General features: G+C 38.9%; 17 protein-coding genes. 3 read left to right on the top strand and 14 right to left on the bottom strand.

Annotated features, from left to right (window positions below; genetic code table 11):
- Positions 1–14: 14 nt before the first annotated feature.
- The 3 genes from BW142_RS20635 to BW142_RS17890 all read right to left on the bottom strand — a co-directional run bounded on the left by BW142_RS20635 (position 15) and on the right by BW142_RS17890 (position 4,504).
- A complete protein-coding gene (locus BW142_RS20635) occupies positions 15–245 on the bottom strand; it encodes a hypothetical protein (protein WP_143475958.1) in 231 nt (76 codons plus the stop codon).
- A gap of 176 nt (positions 246–421) precedes the next feature.
- Positions 422–1,789 (bottom strand): alkaline phosphatase PhoX, encoded by a 1,368-nt coding sequence (locus BW142_RS17895; RefSeq protein WP_076925829.1) that lies wholly within the window; start codon positions 1,787–1,789, stop codon positions 422–424.
- Positions 1,790–1,954: 165 nt separating this feature from the next.
- Entirely contained in the window at positions 1,955–4,504 is a 2,550-nt protein-coding gene (locus BW142_RS17890) for a M14 family zinc carboxypeptidase (RefSeq protein WP_076925828.1), read from the bottom strand.
- Positions 4,505–4,650: 146 nt separating this feature from the next.
- On the opposite strand from BW142_RS17890, the gene nfuA reads away from it, so the two are divergent.
- Together nfuA and BW142_RS17880 are read left to right on the top strand one after the other, a co-directional pair.
- Complete coding sequence (nfuA, locus tag BW142_RS17885) at positions 4,651–5,226, top strand: Fe-S biogenesis protein NfuA (protein ID WP_002959571.1); 576 nt, start codon at positions 4,651–4,653, stop codon at positions 5,224–5,226.
- Positions 5,227–5,235: 9 nt separating this feature from the next.
- Entirely contained in the window at positions 5,236–5,505 is a 270-nt protein-coding gene (locus BW142_RS17880; RefSeq protein WP_002959572.1) for a hypothetical protein, read from the top strand.
- A 13-nt stretch (positions 5,506–5,518) separates the two neighbouring features.
- Here BW142_RS17880 and BW142_RS17875 read toward each other — a convergent pair whose 3' ends face one another.
- On the bottom strand, positions 5,519–6,790 hold the full coding sequence (locus BW142_RS17875; protein ID WP_076925853.1) for an MATE family efflux transporter: 1,272 nt from the start codon (positions 6,788–6,790) through the stop codon (positions 5,519–5,521).
- A 42-nt stretch (positions 6,791–6,832) separates the two neighbouring features.
- On the opposite strand from BW142_RS17875, the gene BW142_RS17870 reads away from it, so the two are divergent.
- Positions 6,833–7,870 (top strand): polysaccharide deacetylase family protein, encoded by a 1,038-nt coding sequence (locus tag BW142_RS17870; RefSeq protein WP_076925827.1) that lies wholly within the window; start codon positions 6,833–6,835, stop codon positions 7,868–7,870.
- On the opposite strand, the gene BW142_RS17865 is transcribed toward BW142_RS17870, so the two are convergent.
- The 10 genes from BW142_RS17865 to cyoE all read right to left on the bottom strand — a co-directional run bounded on the left by BW142_RS17865 (position 7,860) and on the right by cyoE (position 17,685).
- Positions 7,860–8,891 (bottom strand): chemotaxis response regulator protein-glutamate methylesterase, encoded by a 1,032-nt coding sequence (locus tag BW142_RS17865; protein ID WP_024599654.1) that lies wholly within the window; start codon positions 8,889–8,891, stop codon positions 7,860–7,862. The genes BW142_RS17870 and BW142_RS17865 overlap by 11 nt on opposite strands.
- Before the next feature lie 8 nt (positions 8,892–8,899).
- A complete protein-coding gene (cheD, locus tag BW142_RS17860) occupies positions 8,900–9,517 on the bottom strand; it encodes a chemoreceptor glutamine deamidase CheD (protein ID WP_024599653.1) in 618 nt (205 codons plus the stop codon).
- A complete protein-coding gene (locus BW142_RS17855; protein WP_076925826.1) occupies positions 9,501–10,331 on the bottom strand; it encodes a protein-glutamate O-methyltransferase CheR in 831 nt (276 codons plus the stop codon). Before BW142_RS17855 ends, cheD begins: the two co-directional genes overlap by 17 nt.
- Before the next feature lie 80 nt (positions 10,332–10,411).
- Positions 10,412–12,718, bottom strand: a complete 2,307-nt coding sequence (locus tag BW142_RS17850; protein WP_076925852.1) for a methyl-accepting chemotaxis protein — start codon at positions 12,716–12,718, stop codon at positions 10,412–10,414.
- Between the two features lie 45 nt (positions 12,719–12,763).
- Positions 12,764–13,249: a chemotaxis protein CheW gene (locus tag BW142_RS17845; RefSeq protein ID WP_024599650.1), complete on the bottom strand. Its 486-nt coding sequence runs from the start codon at positions 13,247–13,249 to the stop codon at positions 12,764–12,766.
- Positions 13,246–15,336, bottom strand: a complete 2,091-nt coding sequence (locus BW142_RS17840; RefSeq protein ID WP_076925825.1) for a chemotaxis protein CheA — start codon at positions 15,334–15,336, stop codon at positions 13,246–13,248. Before BW142_RS17840 ends, BW142_RS17845 begins: the two co-directional genes overlap by 4 nt.
- A 10-nt stretch (positions 15,337–15,346) precedes the next feature.
- Positions 15,347–15,709 (bottom strand): response regulator, encoded by a 363-nt coding sequence (locus tag BW142_RS17835; RefSeq protein WP_024599648.1) that lies wholly within the window; start codon positions 15,707–15,709, stop codon positions 15,347–15,349.
- Positions 15,710–15,717: 8 nt separating this feature from the next.
- A complete protein-coding gene (locus tag BW142_RS17830; RefSeq protein WP_024599647.1) occupies positions 15,718–15,990 on the bottom strand; it encodes an STAS domain-containing protein in 273 nt (90 codons plus the stop codon).
- A gap of 151 nt (positions 15,991–16,141) precedes the next feature.
- A complete protein-coding gene (locus BW142_RS17825) occupies positions 16,142–16,759 on the bottom strand; it encodes an SCO family protein (protein WP_076925824.1) in 618 nt (205 codons plus the stop codon).
- Positions 16,756–17,685 (bottom strand): heme o synthase, encoded by a 930-nt coding sequence (gene cyoE / locus BW142_RS17820; protein WP_076925823.1) that lies wholly within the window; start codon positions 17,683–17,685, stop codon positions 16,756–16,758. The genes BW142_RS17825 and cyoE overlap by 4 nt, the downstream gene beginning before the upstream one ends.
- Between the last annotated feature and the right edge of the window lies 1 nt (position 17,686).

Raw genomic sequence — 17,686 nt, 5'->3', positions numbered from 1 at the left:
TTAACTGGTTAGCTTTAAAGAACGACGGGTGGGTCTCTGTTACCTGTAATTGCAAAAAATACACTGTAAAAGTGCTGAGTATTTAACTTTGTAAAGGAGAAATAATGAACGTCTGACTCAAACAGAGTCACTTTAGCGGGTATAGAATCTTCTAAATCAAGAGAGCTTAAGCATAGCTCACATTCTTGACCCGTTTTTAATGCGTGAGAGGTGTCGTGCCAAGCAGAAAAAACACTGAATAGCACAACAAACACTAATATATATTTTAATAGTGTTGTTTGGTTTCTAAGTGAATGTAATGTAAATCTCAGCATGATAGATATAATATAACGTTACTGATATTTATGTCGATAGATTAATTTACTTTTTATCTACTTCGCATATAGACCCTGTTAAAAAATCTCTCAACAGGGTCTATCTTTTATACTTTAAAGCTATCCCATGGACCTGTAATAGCAAGTGTTTTAGTGGGTGAATATACGTTTACAAATAGCGTGTTACCATCAGGTGAAAAGCACGCGCCAGCAAGCTCTGTTTGCGCGGTTAAGCGAGCAAAGGTATACACATCTCCGCTAGGTGTTACACCACGTAAATGATTGTCTACTACGTCGGTATATTGATCTTCACATACGATTAAGTGCCCATTAGGTGCAACCGTTAAATTATCACCAAAATTAAACAACGATTTATCTTCACTTTCTACAAATAATTGCATTGTCCCTGGTGATGAGCTTTCATTCTCTTTGCCTTCAAACTCTGAGGGTTGGTATTTCATAACTTGCCCAAGTTGTTTTTTACCGCCATTAGTACAGCAAAAATAAAGCTCTTTATTACCCCAATGCACACCTTCACCTCGAGCAAAAAGTGCAGCACCTTGCTTATGTCCACGTATTCTTAAATCATCTTTAGGGCTTTGTGGTTCATCTAAATCAACCCACTCAACATCAAAACTGGTATGTAGAGGCATTATTGCTTCACTCCAATTTCGAGTATCAAACTGTGGAGTACTCTTTATAGCCATCGCTTGCAACTTGCCGCCGTTTTTAAGCTTGCCGTATTCATTAGGAATAAAACGATAAAATAAGCTATCCCCTCTGTCTTCAGTAAGATAAACAATGCCTGTACGTGGATCTATTGCAGCCGCTTCATGATTAAAGCGCCCCATTGCAACAAGCGGCTCTGGTTTTACCAAACCTTTTGCCGTTGCGGGCACTTCAAATATGTAACCGTGAGATTTACCTAATCCATCAGCCTGATCCGTAACGGTTTCTTCACACGTAAGCCAACTTCCCCAAGGAGTAATACCACCAGAGCAATTACGTATTGTTCCGCAGAGCGATAGAAATTCTTGTTCTTTTTTATGCTCTTTAATATTGTAAATAATGTGGCTTGTACCACCAGGGAGCGCTACACCATCATTAAATATATCGTAAGCTAAAGGCGTTTTATGCAACTTAATACTTGTTGCCGCCTGCTTAATATTTTTTGGTGAAAGCTCATGGTTACGTACCAATGCCACTCTTTCATTATCAAGCGCAATACAGCCCATACCATCGGCTTTATCTGGCACAGATAAGCCATCGTCCATTTTATCGCCCAGTTGAGAAATAACGCGGTAGCTAAAACCAGCAGGTAAATCGAGTAATTTATTAGGGTCAGGAATTAAAGAACCATATGCCAATACGCTATCGGCTAAGTTAGCTAAAGTAACTTTTCCAAATGCACTTTTAGAAAGGCCAATAAATGCGAGTGTGCCAGCACTTAAAAGAAACTGTCTTCTGGAAACCATAATTAAACCTATAGCAATAATGCTTTTAAAATAGGGTAGATAGTAAATTAAAATGACGGACTAAAATGCGTCTGTATTGCAAATTCATAGAAATGTCATATTTAAAACTAACCACAAATATATAAAACCCCGAGGCTTAGCAGCCTGCTTTAAATATAAATAGCATTAACCGCCATTAACTCTGAATGTATGGCCAAAAAACAAAGCGTTACTTAGTAAGCGGCTTGTGCCATACCAATACCCCCTAAACACAGGGTTATCTGTCATAGCGATAACACTTCCTCGCCCGTATGAGTGAGCAATTAAGCCTGCACCGCCAGCAACTTGCTCAACATTAACGGCATCGGTAAAGCCTGCCAATAATGGATTTTTAGTGTAGGTAAGCACATTTACAAACGGTGCATCGGAAGCTTCTAGCAACCAAGTACTGTTTTTGAATACGGGCAATGTATTACGCTTAAGTGAAAATGTAAGCGGATGAGTTAAATCTACGTTAGTATTAAAAATAGCACCTGCAATGCGCTGACGCCCTGCTAAATGATCTTTATCACCATAACTTAAACCTGTCGTTTTAAATGCACTTGCTACATCTTGTCGTGATAGATAACTTGCTTTGAGTAATTGCTGATCAGCTAAAAATTTAGCGCCGCCTTTGTGACCCCAAATAACGCCGCCTTTTCTTACCCAGCTTTTAATAGCCACTTTGTCGGCATCAGATAAGCTATTGTAATTGCCATGAGCAAGCACAATATGGCTGTAGTCACTTAATTCGAGTGAGCTTAAGCGGTTCATTTCAACAATTGTTGGTGCAACACCTACAAAGCGATCTAAGTAATACCACACTTCACCGACTTCGTACTGGCTTGCGCCTTGCCCGCCAATGAGCAGTACTTTTGGAGCACTAACAACCGCCATTGATCGCGACCCTAAATCGGCTCCTTTACTTGTTAAGCCTGATGTAATTGGTTTAATTGCAATACCAAACTCATTTTGTGCTTTATTTAGCAGAGTAATCCAATCTGTATTTGTTTGTAATCCTGCCGGTATAATAATACTTCCAGGTTTAAAATTAATTTCTCCTGATGTTGATTTAGCCGTTAACGCTTTTAGCGCTACACGTGCTTTTATACCTTGCTGTAATAAGCTATTTAACATTTTAGGTGCTAAATAATCATCCCACGAAAAACCAAATGCGTAACCCTCGGTGAGTGGAGAAAATGATGGGGTTGCTACTTTTTCCCATGCTTTATCAGCAACCTTTAATCCCCAACTACTTTTAACTTTAGAAAATGGCAGATTAAACGCATGCGCTAATGTCCAGCCTGATACATCGTAAAAAGTATTATCAGTAAAGTTTTTTTGCTCACTAAAAACCGCTTTTACCAAACGGTATTGTGGCTGCGCTAATGGTACAAAGTAGCTATGCGTACTGAAATTCTTACCATCTGCTTTTAATGATTTAGTAAGTGGGTAAGCGTTAATTTGATGCTGCTTTAACAATTCTAAAAAATGCTCAATACGGGTGTTGTCACTTGCACCTTCAACAACATAGCCTTCAAAGCTTTCATCACTGGCTAAATCAGCTGCCTGATTATAAAACTTAGCTTGGTAATCAAGTAAAGCAGTTCGGTTATCAACAGCCGCCTTAAAGGTTGATAAGCTCGTTAATAACTGATTTTTAATAGTAAAAGGAAAAGTCAGTGTACCGTTTATGGTTTCTTGCACATGTCCGCGAGAGCTGGCTTGCTCAAATAAAATACCGACACCACCATTTACATCAGGATAGGTTGAACCTTTACCGTAATAGAAGTCATCAAAGCTTTCTTCGGTAAAGTACAGTGCGTTGTTTTTATCTAACGTTTTTGCGTGATAGTTAGCAATCGCTTTGGTTAAAGTTACATTTTCATCCGGTGTTATTGGGTGTTTACGGCTTGGAATACCTGGTTGGAAAAAGTAACTGCTATTAGGCCCCATTTCATGAAAATCGGTTAAGACATTTGGTTTCCACTGATGAAATTTGGCAATACGCGCGCGCGATTCAGGATGTTGTAGTAATAACCAGTCACGATTTAAATCAAACCAGTAATGGTTAGTACGGCTACTTGGCCAGTTTTCAACATGCTCACGGGTTTTAGGGTCACTTGATAAGTTCATGCCTCGGTTACTGTTGGCCCAATTAGCAAAACGAGCAAGCCCGTCAGGATTAAGTGAAGGGTCGAGTAAAATAACCGTGTTATTTAATAGCTCATCTATTTCAGTACCTTGTGCAGCAGCTAAGTAATATGCCACCAGCAAAGATGAGTTACTACCTGATGACTCATTACCATGAACACTGTACCCCATCCATACAACGGCAGGATCGTCTTGTGCCTTACCACTGTTATTACTTAAGCGTGCTAAGTGGGCTTGCCGTGTCTGCTCTATGTTTGATAACTTATCAGCAGCAGTAATTGTTAGCATTACTAACGGGCGTTGTTCATGCGTGCGGCCAATCACCTCAAAATTTATACGGTCGCTTTTATCAGCAAGTATTTCCATATAACGTACGAGCTGATCGTGTCTCACGTGCCACTCTCCTACTTCGTAACCGAGTACTTGCTCAGGAGTAGGAATTGAAGGGTCAAATTTTACATCTTGTTCAAAATAATACGAAAGTGGCTTAGCTACACTTGAAAAGCTAAGCAACACCACCATTAATGTTAATACCAAACGCATATAAATCACTCAAAAAATGTTCGTTGTTTGCACGCTACCATTGCTTAAAATAGATGCCAACTTTTTACGCTCAACACTAGCCGCAACACGATGAGCGGAGTATGATACGCAGTATCCGAGTAATTTAGTCAAGTATAGATGGTTTTATGATTTCTATTTCCGAAACAGCGCAAGCGCATTTTGCTAAACTATTAGCAGATCAATCACAACAAACCAATATTCGTGTGTTTGTTGTAAACCCTGGTTCATCACAAGCGGAATGTGGTGTGTCTTATTGTCCAGAAGACGCTGTAGAAGCGAGCGATATTCGCCTAAACTTTAACGGTTTTGATGCCGTTGTAGATGCAGAAAGTGCTCCATTTTTAGAAGAAGCTGAAATCGATTTTGTTACCGACAAAATGGGTACTCAGTTAACGCTAAAAGCACCAAATGCAAAGGCGCGTAAAATAGGTGATGATGCATCGTTAAACGAACGTGTACAGCACATGCTAGAAACCGAAGTAAATCCACAACTTGCTAACCACGGTGGTCAAGTAAGCCTTGTTGAAATTACAGCTGCAGGTATAGCTATACTTCAGTTTGGTGGTGGTTGTAACGGTTGTTCTATGATCGATGTAACGCTAAAAGAAGGCATTGAAAAAGAAATGATAGCTAAGTTTGAAGAAATCACCGGTGTTGCTGATATAACAGAGCACGAAGCGGGCGATCACTCTTACTATTAGGCCTTTTAAATGCTAAAGCAGCTTATCTATCGCTTAGGGAGCAACCCTAAGCTGAGCTTAAAGCGCTTTTTTCGCGGCTTAGCACTGTTTGTGCTAGCCGTGATATTCATATCTATTGGGTATTACACTCACTACAGCTTACAAATAATTGGCGTTATAATTTTACTCCCCGCATTATTTTTTGCCGGTTGGGGCTACTGCGGTATTTTTGCCAATCGTTTTTCACAAGTTTTAAAAGATATGGGCCCTAAACACCACGACCCCGATCTCTGGAAATAAACCATTCATTTATTTAATCTAATAGCTGATTATTTATTTTTAAGTGGTAATATTTAATGATTAATGTAACCCCGCGCATTAACATAAAGCAGCTCATAGCCAGCCATAACCCATTATTTTCCCAGTCTATAAACACCAAAAACACACCAAAAAAACCAACTCCAGCGGAAAGTATCATACTGTTACGCATGTTCTTTGCTCTTGTGAGTCCAACAAAAACACCATCAAACAAAAAGCAGCTCATGGCCAAAATAGGCAATACTATTAGCCATGGCAAATAGTGAGTTGCCTCTTGAATAACCTCTGGCACATTGGTTAAAAGCTTTATTATAGTGCTGCCAAATAATGCAAAAAAAGCGCTATATAACACGCCAAAAAGCATGCCCCAAAATACACTTATTTTAACCCATAGTTCTATATTTTTAACACTTCCTTGGCCTTTAGCTTGTCCTACTTTTGCCTCAGATGCGTAAGCAACGCCATCAAGAGCAAAACTCACCAACATTAGAAAGTTAAGTAAAACAGCATTAGCGGCGAGTGTAGTTTCGCCAATTCGCGCTGCGTAGAATGTCATAAAACTAAAACATAATTGCAGTATCAAAGAGCGAATAAATATATCTCTATTCAAACTCAATAATTCAGCCATTTTGCTAATACTTAGCCAATTCGGTACATTTAGTTCAATACCTTGCTTTTTAGCTAATTTAACCACTAAAAACAGTGCAAATACTAAAGCCGTATAATCAGCAATAAGTGAAGCCCAAGCAGCGCCTGCAACTGCCCAATCTAAATAAACCACAAAATAAATATCGAGCACTATATTAACGATATTAGTGACGAGTAATAAATAAAATGGTCCTCGACCATAATGCACGCCAAGCATCCAACCCAATAACACTAAATTACATAATGCTGCTGGAGCACTAAAAATACGAATGCTAAAATACTGATATGCTTGGGTGAGTACATCGCCATTGGCGGCGGAGAGATAAGCAATAGCGTGCTTTATTAATGGGGATAACACAATTAATAGCAAAGCCACTGCGCTTGCAAGTAATAGGCTTCGTTTAAGTAAAGCGGCAAGTTGGGTTAAATCGTTTTTTCCGTACGCTTGTGCCACGAGTCCTGTGGTGCTCATTCTTAAAAAACCAGCAAGCCAAAATAAAATAGATATAACTGCAGAGCCAAGGGCAATACCCGCTAAGTAATGAGCGCTTCCTAAGTGCCCAATTACAGCAGTATCAACAATTCCTAACAACGGCACTGTGATATTTGATAGTATCATCGGACCCGCTAACAACAGCAAGCTTTTATGGTGTGCCTTATTATGTATAAGAAATTGTTTCATTTAGTATTATTTATCCTCATTAGTATATCTGTGCGGGCTCAAGCAGCCGTTATTTTACAGTATCATCATGTTAGTGAAACCCTACCCGCTGTAACGAGCGTTAGCGCGAATACTTTTACTAAACATTTAAGCTATTTAAAAGAGCACAACTTTAACGTTATTCCTCTTAATGAGTTAATAAGCGCGCTTCAGCAAGGTGAAACCTTACCTGATAAAACTGTCGCTATCACCTTTGATGACGGTTATAACAATAACTATGAACAAGCTGCACCTATTTTAGAAAAGTTTGGCTACCCGTACACTATCTTTGTAAATCCTAAATTAATAGACGAAGGTATGAGTTACGTAATGGGGTGGGATAAGCTCAAAGAATTATCTAAAAAAGGGGCATTAATAGCCAATCATAGCGGACAACATGATTACTTACACCTTAAGCTTGAAAACGAAACTGATGCGCAATGGCAATCACGTATTAAGCAAGATATTCTTAGCTCTCAAAAGCGTATAAAAGAAGAAATAGGCCACGACTATAAATACTTAGCATACCCGTATGGTGAGTTTAATAACGAGCTGCAAGCACTTGTGACAGGGCTTGGTTTTGTGGGTATTGGTCAGCACTCCGGCGCTGTAAATAAAGATTCCAATTTTAGCCGCTTACCGCGTTTTCCTGCATCAGGCTTTTACAGCAAACTAGAAACTCTTATTACTAAGCTTAACTCACGCGCGTTTAATATCACCAATTTAACTTATCAAGATAGCGTTACACAACAAAATCAACCTGCGCTCACAATTGAATTTAATATGGGTGATTTCCATAAGAGTCAATTTGCCTGTTACGTATCAAGCGTAGGACAAGCTGATTTAAAATGGATAAATAAAAATACAGTTGAAATAACCTCACCAAAAGTACTTAATGAAGGGCGCTCTCGCTTTAACTGTACTGCCCCTTCTATTTCAAGTCCTAGTGATTATTTTTGGTTTTCACAGCCTTGGGTAATCGAAGCGCCTAAACCTTAACGGCCTGATGTAAAAGCCGCTGGGTTATTTTATCCAGCGCAACTATTTCGTCTGCCGCATTTAGCTCAGCGGCAGCTTTAGGCATACCCCATACCACCGATGAGTACTCATCTTGAGCTAGGGTATACGCACCGTTTTGTTTTAGTGCAAGTAGCCCTTTTGCGCCATCACTCCCCATTCCAGTTAATATTGCTGCAACTACATTTTTAGCCCCAGTCTCTACTAATGAGTTAAACAACACGTCTACCGCGGGTTTATGTCTGTTGACCGGCTCGCCATCATCAAGCTGGCAATACAGGCTAACACCCCGTTTTTTAATACTTAAATGAAAACCACCTGGTGCTATATAAGCCCAGCCCGCGCTGAGCTTATCTCCATGTTCAGCCTCTTTCACATTTATCGCGCATGTACGGTTCATTCGCTCAGCAAATGAAGCGCTAAACACAGGAGGGATATGCTGAGTAATTACAATGGGCGGGCAATTTGGTGGCATTTTAATAAGTACTTCTTTTATAGCCTCAGTTCCACCCGTTGAAGCACCTATCGCAATTACTTTATTAAGTAAAAACTGAAAATGAGTATTAATAGGCTCATTTGTGATGGCTACTTTTTTATAGCTTCTTACTCTTGCTCCAGCAGCTATTCGCACCTTTTGCTGGACAAGTGATGCATATTGGCTCAATTGCTCTCTTACGTTGTTAGTCGGCTTAGCTATAAAATCAACAGCCCCTAATTCGAGTGCTTCTAATGTGATAGGAGAGCCTTTTTGAGTTAGTGTTGAAATCATCACTACTGGCATTGGCCTTAATCGCATTAAGTTTTTTAAAAAACTAATACCATCCATTTTTGGCATTTCGACGTCGAGCGTTAATACATCAGGACTGAGCTTTTTTATCATTTCACGAGCTTCGTAGGGATCCTCAGCGCTACCCACTACTGTAATATCTTCAGCTTGTTGTAATATTTCAGTGAGTAAACGCCTTATTAAAGGAGAGTCATCAATTATTAATACTTTAATCATGCATACTCCTAAAACAGCTCTATATCAGTCACTACTTCTTGCTTTTTAAGATTTTGTAAATAACGGACTTCGCGTTTTTCAATCGTATTGTTGTGTAGGTTTTTAAGCTTTTTCATATGAACTTTACCGGTATTCGGATGAAAAAATATTTTCCGCGGCCATGGTCCACCCATATCGTGGGCAACTAGATTTAATGCCTCTTCTTTAATATACGCCGCTGCAAAACTAATATTACCTAGCCCTATATCCGTCATCGCACTAATAATTTTACCCCCGCCAAAAAGCTTTACTTTTAGGTTGCATCGAGACGCGCCATTTTTTAAAACTTCATTTATAAGATACTCCATAGCCCAGTTGCCGTAACGACAACTTAAACTATGCGCATTTTTAAGGTCTGCCCCTTTTTGAATTGGCAACATAAAATGATTCATGCCTCCAATTCCTAGCACTTCATCATAAACGCAAGCCGCAATACATGAGCCCAAAACAGTAGAAATCAGCTCATTATTTTTAGAAACATAAAACTCACCCGGAAGCACTTTGGCAACAACGCTACCTCTGCCTGAATCCCAATATCGTTTAATATGTTCAAAGTTAGGTAATACCGGCCTAAACTCTGTGTGCATCTTGTCCCTTTTGGTACATAGTTTTTCCTAAATTTTTAAATTGCGTATGCTCTTTCCCCATACTTTCTGAGTGACCTAAAAACAAATAACCTTGTTCATTTAATATATTGGCGTAACGTTTAAACAGCTGATCTTTTGTTTCTTTATCAAAGTAAATAACAACATTACGGCATAAAATAAGATCAAATGATCCTTTCATTGGCCAATTTTGCAATAAGTTTAAGCGCCTAAATGAAATAGATTCTTTCAGCCTATCTTTAACTTTGTAGTTTTCACCATCTTTACTTTTTAAAAACCAACGCTTAAGTTGCACATCATCTAAGCCGTTAACATTCGCTGCGGTGTAAATACCCTTTTGTGCCTTTGCCAATACATTAGAATCTAAATCGGTTGCTAGTATTTTTACATCCCAATTGCTTGGAAATGCATTATTTAAAGTCATCGCCAAACTGTAAGGCTCTTCCCCTGTTGAGCAACCTGCAGACCAAATTCTTACTCGCTTACTGTCTTTATTTGCCTTTAAAAGAGCTGGTACAAGCTCAGATTTTATAAATTCAAAATGGTGTATTTCACGAAAAAAAGACGTTAAGTTAGTTGTTATAGCATTGATGAAGGCATCAAACTCTTTATCTTTATGGTTATTTAAATACTCTAAATACGCTTTAAAATCAGTTAGTTTACGCTCTCTAATACGTCTTGCTAAGCGTGAATAAACCATCTCTCTCTTATGTTCACCTAATACAATTCCACACGCGTTATAAACTAAGTTAGCAATTTCTTTAAAGTCGCGTTCGGTACACAAAAACTCTTTCATTGTTCGCTCTCAATTAAGCCTACCGAATAACACCTCGCTGTGATTATGTATCCAGCGAGGTATATTAAGAAGATTGGTTATTAAAACTCTTCCCATTCATCAGCAGAGTCTACAAAGTTATCGCCTCTGGGCTTATTACTCACAAAGCTACTTTGCGATCTATGAGATAATTTAGGCGTGTGCATAGTCGGCGAAATCATTGCCATCTCTTGCTGGCCTATTGAGAAAAAATTGAGTAGTCGACGCATCTCATTAGCTTGCTCAGCCATAGACTCGCCTGCTGCAGAAGCTTGCTCTACTAAGGCAGCATTTTGTTGCGTCATTTCGTCCATTTGGGAAATGGCTTTATTAACTTGCTCTATACCCGCACTTTGCTCTTCAGATGCCTCTGTAATATCAGAAATCATTTGTGTCACTCTTTGCACCGACACAACAATTTCTTTAAGTGTAGCGCCCGACTCATTAACTAATTGAGAGCCATCGGCTACTTTGCCTACGCTATCTCTTATTAACTCTTTAATCTCTTTAGCTGCACCTGCAGAGCGCTGTGCTAAATTACGCACTTCACCTGCCACGACGGCAAAGCCTCGACCTTGTTCACCCGCTCTTGCAGCTTCTACTGCAGCATTAAGCGCTAATAAATTAGTTTGAAATGCTATTTCATCAATGACACCAATAATGTCTGCAATTTTCTTACTCGATTCATTAATTGCCGACATGCTCGTAACGGCTCTATTAACAACCTCACCACCTTGAATCGCTTTTTCGCATGTTTCTTCTGCTAGATCGTTCGCTACTTTTGCGTTATCAGCATTTTGACGAACGGTACTGGTCATTTCTTCCATACTTGACGCTGTTTCTTCAAGTGACGAGGCTTGCTCTTCTGTACGTTGGCTTAAATCAGCATTACCTTGAGAGATTTCTTCTGCACCACTGGCTACTAGCGTTGCTGATGAATTTATGCGATTAATCACTTCCGTTAACTTATCTGCCGTAGCATTTGCGTCGCGTTTAAGCTTATCAAATGAACCTTTATATTCTTTTTCAATACGTTTTGATAGATCACCACTTGCCATCGCATCGAGCATATTGCCAGTGTCGGCAACTGCATCATCAACTATTTTAACTAAGCTGTTTAGCCCTTGAGCCAAACGTAAAAAGAACCCTTCCTTCCCATCTTCCGCCACTCTTGTATCTAATTCGCCATTACCTGCAGCACCAATAAGCTCAGCAATTTCTTTTTCAAGCGCAACTTCATTGGTCCTATCTTCCCACTCAACAATAGTGCCTAAATGCTTTCCGTCTTGACTAATCCAAGGTGAAGCAATCAAGGTGAAAGTGACACCCGCTAAAAGTAATTCGGCTTTATGAGGCTTATCGAGATTTTTTAATAAATCGCGCTGATGGTTAGGGTGTTTATGAAAATCATCAACACAGGTGCCAATTAAATTATCAACAGAAAAGCTTGGTAATACAGTTTGTAATTCTTTTTCACGTACTTTTAGCATTTTCTGAACACGGTCGTTCACAAATACTATATTGAGATCTTTATCAGCAATCATTACATTAGCTTGGCAAACTTTAAGCGCATTTGCTAAATCGGCTGCTTTGCGAGATGCTTTTTCAAGCTCTTTTTGTTCAGTAATATCAGATGCATATTTGATCACTTTAAACGGCTTACCGTTCATATCATAAATTGGGTTATAAGAAGCCTGGATCCAAACCTCCTGACCCTGTTTCCCTATTCTTAGATATTCCCCTGAATCAAATTCACCGCGACCTAGTTTGGCCCAAAACTCTTTATACTCGATACTATTTGCATGTTCGGGTTCAATAAAAAGCCTATGATGCTGACCTTTAATCTCACTGAGTTGATAGCCTAGCGCATTTAAAAAGTTATCATTAGCATCAATAATAGTGCCATCTAAATTAAATTCGATAACCGCTTGGGATTTACTTATAGCGCTAATTTGTCCGGAAGCTTCTGCTGAAATTAACTTTTGTTCAGTCACGTCGGTAGCAAATTTAACGACTTTTAATACTTGCCCTTCCTCATCAACAATTGGATTATAAGTTGCTTGAATCCATACCTCAGTTCCACCTTTAGCATTTCGCTTAAACTCATCTGAGATAAACTCGCCGTTACGCAAGCGTTGCCAAAAGTTTTTATAGTCGTTGCCCTGAGCTTCATCTGGGTCCACAAACATAGAGTGATGCTGGCCTTGAACCTCTTCAAGACGATAGCCCATCGCGTTTAGAAAGTTCATATTTGCAGTAATTATCTTACCGTTAGGTTCAAACTCAATCACCGCTAATGATTTATTTAATGCATCTACAATTAAATCGTTGCTTGATTTTGACTGCTTTGGATTACTAAACCATCCCATGCCCATCACCACCTTTAAGTTTATTATTCATTTAGTTTCTATTTGCTAAATATTCATTGTTTTTTGCAGGTCAATTAGCGCTACCATTTTTTCACCGACATTCACCAACCCCGCTACATATTCACAATTACTCGATTCAGATAAACTAGGGACCGCTTTCGCATCCTGCTCTGCAATACTGTAAACATCAGAGACGGCATCAACAGCAACACCTATAATTTTACTACCTAATTCAAATTCTATTTTGACAACGATAACCACCGTTAATGGGCCATAGTCGACACTTGGTAATCCAAAGCGCAACCGTAAATCAATAATTGGCACTATTGTTCCACGTAAATTAATAACGCCTTTTACAAATTCAGGCGCATTGGGCAGTACTGTAATTTCTTCCCAACTGCGAATTTCTTGTACTGTTAAAATATCAACGCCGTATTCTTCATCAGCCATAATAAAAGTTAAAAACTGTTTTACACCTTGCTGTTGCTGAAGATTTAATTGATTACTTAACTGGCTTTGCTCTGAGCTCATAACGCCTCCAAAGTGGCTTGCGTTTCAATCGTTAGTTCTTGGCTACCTGGTTTTTTTAAACCTGAGAGCTTTATTAAGCCGCTAACGTCAACAATCAGTGATACACGCCCATCGCCTAAAATAGTGGCTCCTGATACGCCATCAACTTTGTGATAGTTAGCCTCTAAACTTTTAATAACAACCTGTTGTTGAGACAGTAAATCATCAACTAATAAACCGACCTTTTGATTATCTGTTTCTACAACAACAAGTAGCGTTTTATCGAGTGATTCAATGGCATTTTTATGATTAAAAATATCGTAGAGCCTTAAAATAGGAATGTATTCGTCCCGAAGCCTCAATACATCAAGGTTTTTACCCACTCGACTCACTTTAGCAATATCAATTTGCAGAGATTCCACAATAGAAATGAGCGGAATAATATAAGTATGCTGAGCCACCTTAACTAATTGCCCATCTAAAATAGCGAGAGTAAGTGGTAATCTAATAGTAAACGTAGAACCAACACCGGGCTCTGAGGTTACCTCTACTGAGCCATTTAAAGATTGAATATTTCTCTTAACTACATCCATCCCAACTCCACGACCAGATAAATCACTTACCTCATCCATTGTTGAAAAGCCGGGCATAAAAATAAGCTCATTTATTTCATCGTTATTGAGGTGGTTATCAGCTGGGATTAATTGGTTAGCGATGGCTTTTTCTTTTATTTTTTTTGTATTTAACCCCTGCCCATCATCCATTATTTCAATAACAATGTTTCCACCCTGATGAAATGCATTTAAGGTTACTGTGCCAACGGGATCTTTACCTGCCGCCAGCCTTTGCTCAACAGTCTCTAATCCATGATCAAGTGAGTTCCTCACTAAATGGACCATAGGGTCGGATATTTTTTCCATTACTGTTTTATCAAGCTCGGTTTGCTCTCCAATCAACTTTAGCTCAACCTGCTTGTTTAGCTTTTGTGCTATATCTCGCACTAATCGAGGAAAACGGCTAAATACAAAGTTTATCGGGAGCATACGAATGCGCATCACATTTTCTTGTAAATCACGCGTATTATGGGCAAGTTGCGCTAGGCCTTCTTGTAGTAAAGTGATTGTGGCTGGTGTGATTTCTTGTTCGCTAAGCTGATTTAGCATAGCTTGTGTAATAACAAGTTCACCAACCATATTTATTAACGAATCCACTTTATCAATGCCAACACGAATGGAGGTGGATTCTGGTGTACTTGCAGGTTTTTTTTCTTTATTAGCAGCCGGTTGCTGAGGCTCACTTGGTAACTCAGCTACTTTTATTGAATCGGATTCTTCAAGCTCAACAGCTTTAGATATTTCACCTTGATTAGGTTGTATTGGCTCATCATTGCCAAATAAGCCTCCGCACAATTCAATTGTTATGTCGGCATCGTCTTCAACCCATTCAAATACTTCTTTTATGGCTTTTTCATCATGGCTAGTGCTTAAAAAAAAGCGCCAATGTAAAAAGCATTCATCACTACTTAAATCGGTGATTTCTGGAACTTCATCGTAAAATGCTGTGGTTTCTAACTCGCCTAGCTCTTCAAGCTCACTGATCATATACAGTGGCTCGTTTCCTGTTTTAAATAAATGATGATGAGGTTTAAAGTCTATTTGATAGGTATTACTGCCTGTTTGCGGTTCTTGGCTTTGAGGTTTACTTGCTTGTGTTTCGTTTTTCATTCCAAGTACATGTTCAAATTGTACTTTTAACGAATCTGCCTCGGTTAAATCAGGCTCTTGCTCACCTTGAAGTGCAGCAAGTAAACCGCGTAAGCAGTCCACAGCTTTGAGTAATAAATTTACATGATCGGTGCTAAGCACACGTTCACCTTGGCGAATTTGATCTAGTAATGTTTCAAGTACATGAGTAAAATCAGCAACGGAGCTAAAACCAAATGTTCCACTGCCTCCTTTAATCGAGTGAGCAGCTCTAAAAATAGTGTTGATAGTTTCTAAATCTTCCTCACCTGGCACTAAGTTTAATAGCTCAGCCTCCATGGTATCGAGGCCTTCAAAACTCTCTTCAAAGAAAACTTCAAAAAACTGACTTAAATCTATACTCACACTGCGCTCCCTAGCGAATAACCTTTTTAATTACCGCTAATAGCTGATCGGGATTAAATGGTTTAACAATCCAACCTGTTGCCCCTGCAGCTTTACCTTCTACTTTTTTTTCTAAACCCGACTCTGTTGTGAGCATTAGTAGTGGTGTAAATTTATAACTCGGTAAAGTACGCAGCTCTCGTATTAATGTAATTCCATCCATTATTGGCATATTTACATCTGAAATAACGGCATCAAAGTCTTGCTGTTTGGCAATAGCGAGTGCCTCACTACCATCTTTAGCTTCGGTTACATCAAACCCGGCAGTTTTTAATGTAAAGCTCACCATCTGACGCATCGATGCTGAATCATCAACCGCTAAAATTTTTTTCATATATACCCCTAACTTTTACTTTCGGTTGTTAAGTATTGGCTTAAGCCAAGTTTATTAATTGTATGTGTTAAGGCCTCGCTACTGCCTACCCATATTATTTTGTGCTGTATGGTAAGTAGGTGCTTTTGTAAGGCGCATAAAAGTTGAATTGAGGCAGTATCAGCAGAAATTACATCGTTAATATCAAGACAGATATCATCGTTGCTATTGAGTTCTTGTAGTAAATCTTGATGTAGTGTTTCAACTTGCGAAATAGCAAGTTCGCTCGGAAGTTTTAGCATTAAGTAAGTGCATTCCCTGTCAATTCAATTCATAACAAAAGCTTAGCCCTAGTTATTAAAATTGCCATAAAATGCTTAATTAAATTTAACTTGTCGTTAAAAAACAAAAAAAGGAGCCTAAAGCTCCTTTAAAATTGTTAAAAAGTAAAAACTAGTTTTTGTAGTAATCAGCTATTTTTTTAAACTCTTCAGTTAAAGTAGTCGCATTAATTAATGGCACACTACCTTGTTTAAATTCTGGTTTAAAAATAGCTCTAACGGCTCCATTTTGATCAACCATAGCGACCGAGGCACTATGATCAACAGCATATTCTGATTCACTACTATCGCTAATGGCGTAGATTAAACCAAGCTCTCGAACTACAGGAAAAAGGTGTTTATGCTCTCCTGATACAGCTAAAAAGTCAGGGTTAAAGTAATCTATGTATTGCTTTCGTTTAGCTGGCGTATCGCGTTTTGGATCAACCGATAAAAACCAAACTTGCAGCGGATAATCTGCTTGTAAATTTTTATAAACAGCATTTAACTTAGCAAGTGTTAATGGGCAAATATCTGGACAGCTTGTATAGCCTAAAAATACTAAATTCCACTGCCCTAAAAATTGTTGTTTAGTCACTAATTCGCCGCGCTGATCGTTTAGCGTAAAATCAGACAGTGGCTTTGCATTTTCGTAAACTAATGCATCTACATCTGGTCGACTATTTTCATTTGAACATGCTGATAAAAACAAAACTAAAATAACAATTAATCCAAGCCATAACTGCTTCATAAAGGGAGCCATTTATCTATAAATAAGATTACAAAGAGTACCATTAAATGAATAATCGAAAAATGAAATAAGTCCATTGCAGCCTCATCATTTCCAGCAATTTTTAATTTAACCGCTTTATATATAAACACTGCATTTAATACACACGCACCTATTAAATATATTAATCCAGACATACCAATTAAATAAGGCAATACGCAAACTACAGCGAGTAAAACAGAGTAAGCAACGACGCACGTTTTACAAAAATCGATACCATGTGTTACTGGCAGCATAGGGATTTTAGCGCGTTCATAATCACTTTTTCGTGCTATAGCCAGCGCCCAAAAGTGTGGTGGGGTCCAGGTAAATATTATCATTACGAGTAACCAAGGGGCTGCTGCCATTTGGTTTGTTTCTGACACCCAACCTAATAATGGAGGCATTGCACCAGCCAACCCACCTATAACAATATTTTGCGGCGTTGCACGCTTTAAAAATGATGTATAAACAAATGCATAACCTACCAATGCAAATAACGTTAATATAGCGGTTAAGACATTAGCCCACACCATCAGCATAATAAAGCCAGCAATCCCAATAACAGCTGCAAAACTAAGCGCATGTGTTTTACTTAAGCGCCCTTTAGCCACAGGGCGATGACGAGTCCGTGCCATTTTTGAGTCTATCTCGCTATCAACCACATGATTAATAACCGCTGCAGCAGCAGAAAGTAGCCCTATGCCTAACAAGCTAATAAACTGTACGACCATACCGCGCCCCACATCGGGAGCCAGCGCTAAACCAACCCAAGCTGTTAGCACCAGCATGGCTACCACTTTAAATTTACTAATTGCTAAGTAGTCTTGCAGCAAACTATGAGTACGCGAAATTAGCGATTGAGTATTAACGGGTAGCAGTATTTTTTTATCAATTATAAGTGCCATC

Source organism: Pseudoalteromonas sp. EB27, assembly GCF_001974875.1.
Taxonomy (GTDB): Bacteria; Pseudomonadota; Gammaproteobacteria; order Enterobacterales; family Alteromonadaceae; genus Pseudoalteromonas.
Note: the sequence above shows the minus strand (reverse complement) of the source record. Positions and strands in the feature narration are given on the sequence as shown.

Excerpts from the sequence above, each read along its gene's own strand:
- BW142_RS17895 (WP_076925829.1), bottom strand. The coding sequence starts at position 1,789 with ATGGTTTCCAGAAGACAGTTTCTTTTAAGTGCTGGCACACTCGCATTT.
- BW142_RS17890 (WP_076925828.1), bottom strand. The coding sequence starts at position 4,504 with ATGCGTTTGGTATTAACATTAATGGTGGTGTTGCTTAGCTTTTCAAGT.
- nfuA (WP_002959571.1), top strand. The coding sequence starts at position 4,651 with ATGATTTCTATTTCCGAAACAGCGCAAGCGCATTTTGCTAAACTATTA.
- BW142_RS17880 (WP_002959572.1), top strand. The coding sequence starts at position 5,236 with ATGCTAAAGCAGCTTATCTATCGCTTAGGGAGCAACCCTAAGCTGAGC.
- BW142_RS17875 (WP_076925853.1), bottom strand. The coding sequence starts at position 6,790 with ATGATACTATCAAATATCACAGTGCCGTTGTTAGGAATTGTTGATACT.
- BW142_RS17870 (WP_076925827.1), top strand. The coding sequence starts at position 6,833 with ATGTATAAGAAATTGTTTCATTTAGTATTATTTATCCTCATTAGTATA.
- BW142_RS17865 (WP_024599654.1), bottom strand. The coding sequence starts at position 8,891 with ATGATTAAAGTATTAATAATTGATGACTCTCCTTTAATAAGGCGTTTA.
- cheD (WP_024599653.1), bottom strand. The coding sequence starts at position 9,517 with ATGCACACAGAGTTTAGGCCGGTATTACCTAACTTTGAACATATTAAA.
- BW142_RS17855 (WP_076925826.1), bottom strand. The coding sequence starts at position 10,331 with ATGAAAGAGTTTTTGTGTACCGAACGCGACTTTAAAGAAATTGCTAAC.
- BW142_RS17850 (WP_076925852.1), bottom strand. The coding sequence starts at position 12,718 with ATGGGATGGTTTAGTAATCCAAAGCAGTCAAAATCAAGCAACGATTTA.
- BW142_RS17845 (WP_024599650.1), bottom strand. The coding sequence starts at position 13,249 with ATGAGCTCAGAGCAAAGCCAGTTAAGTAATCAATTAAATCTTCAGCAA.
- BW142_RS17835 (WP_024599648.1), bottom strand. The coding sequence starts at position 15,709 with ATGAAAAAAATTTTAGCGGTTGATGATTCAGCATCGATGCGTCAGATG.
- BW142_RS17830 (WP_024599647.1), bottom strand. The coding sequence starts at position 15,990 with ATGCTAAAACTTCCGAGCGAACTTGCTATTTCGCAAGTTGAAACACTA.
- BW142_RS17825 (WP_076925824.1), bottom strand. The coding sequence starts at position 16,759 with ATGAAGCAGTTATGGCTTGGATTAATTGTTATTTTAGTTTTGTTTTTA.
- cyoE (WP_076925823.1), bottom strand. The coding sequence starts at position 17,685 with ATGGCACTTATAATTGATAAAAAAATACTGCTACCCGTTAATACTCAA.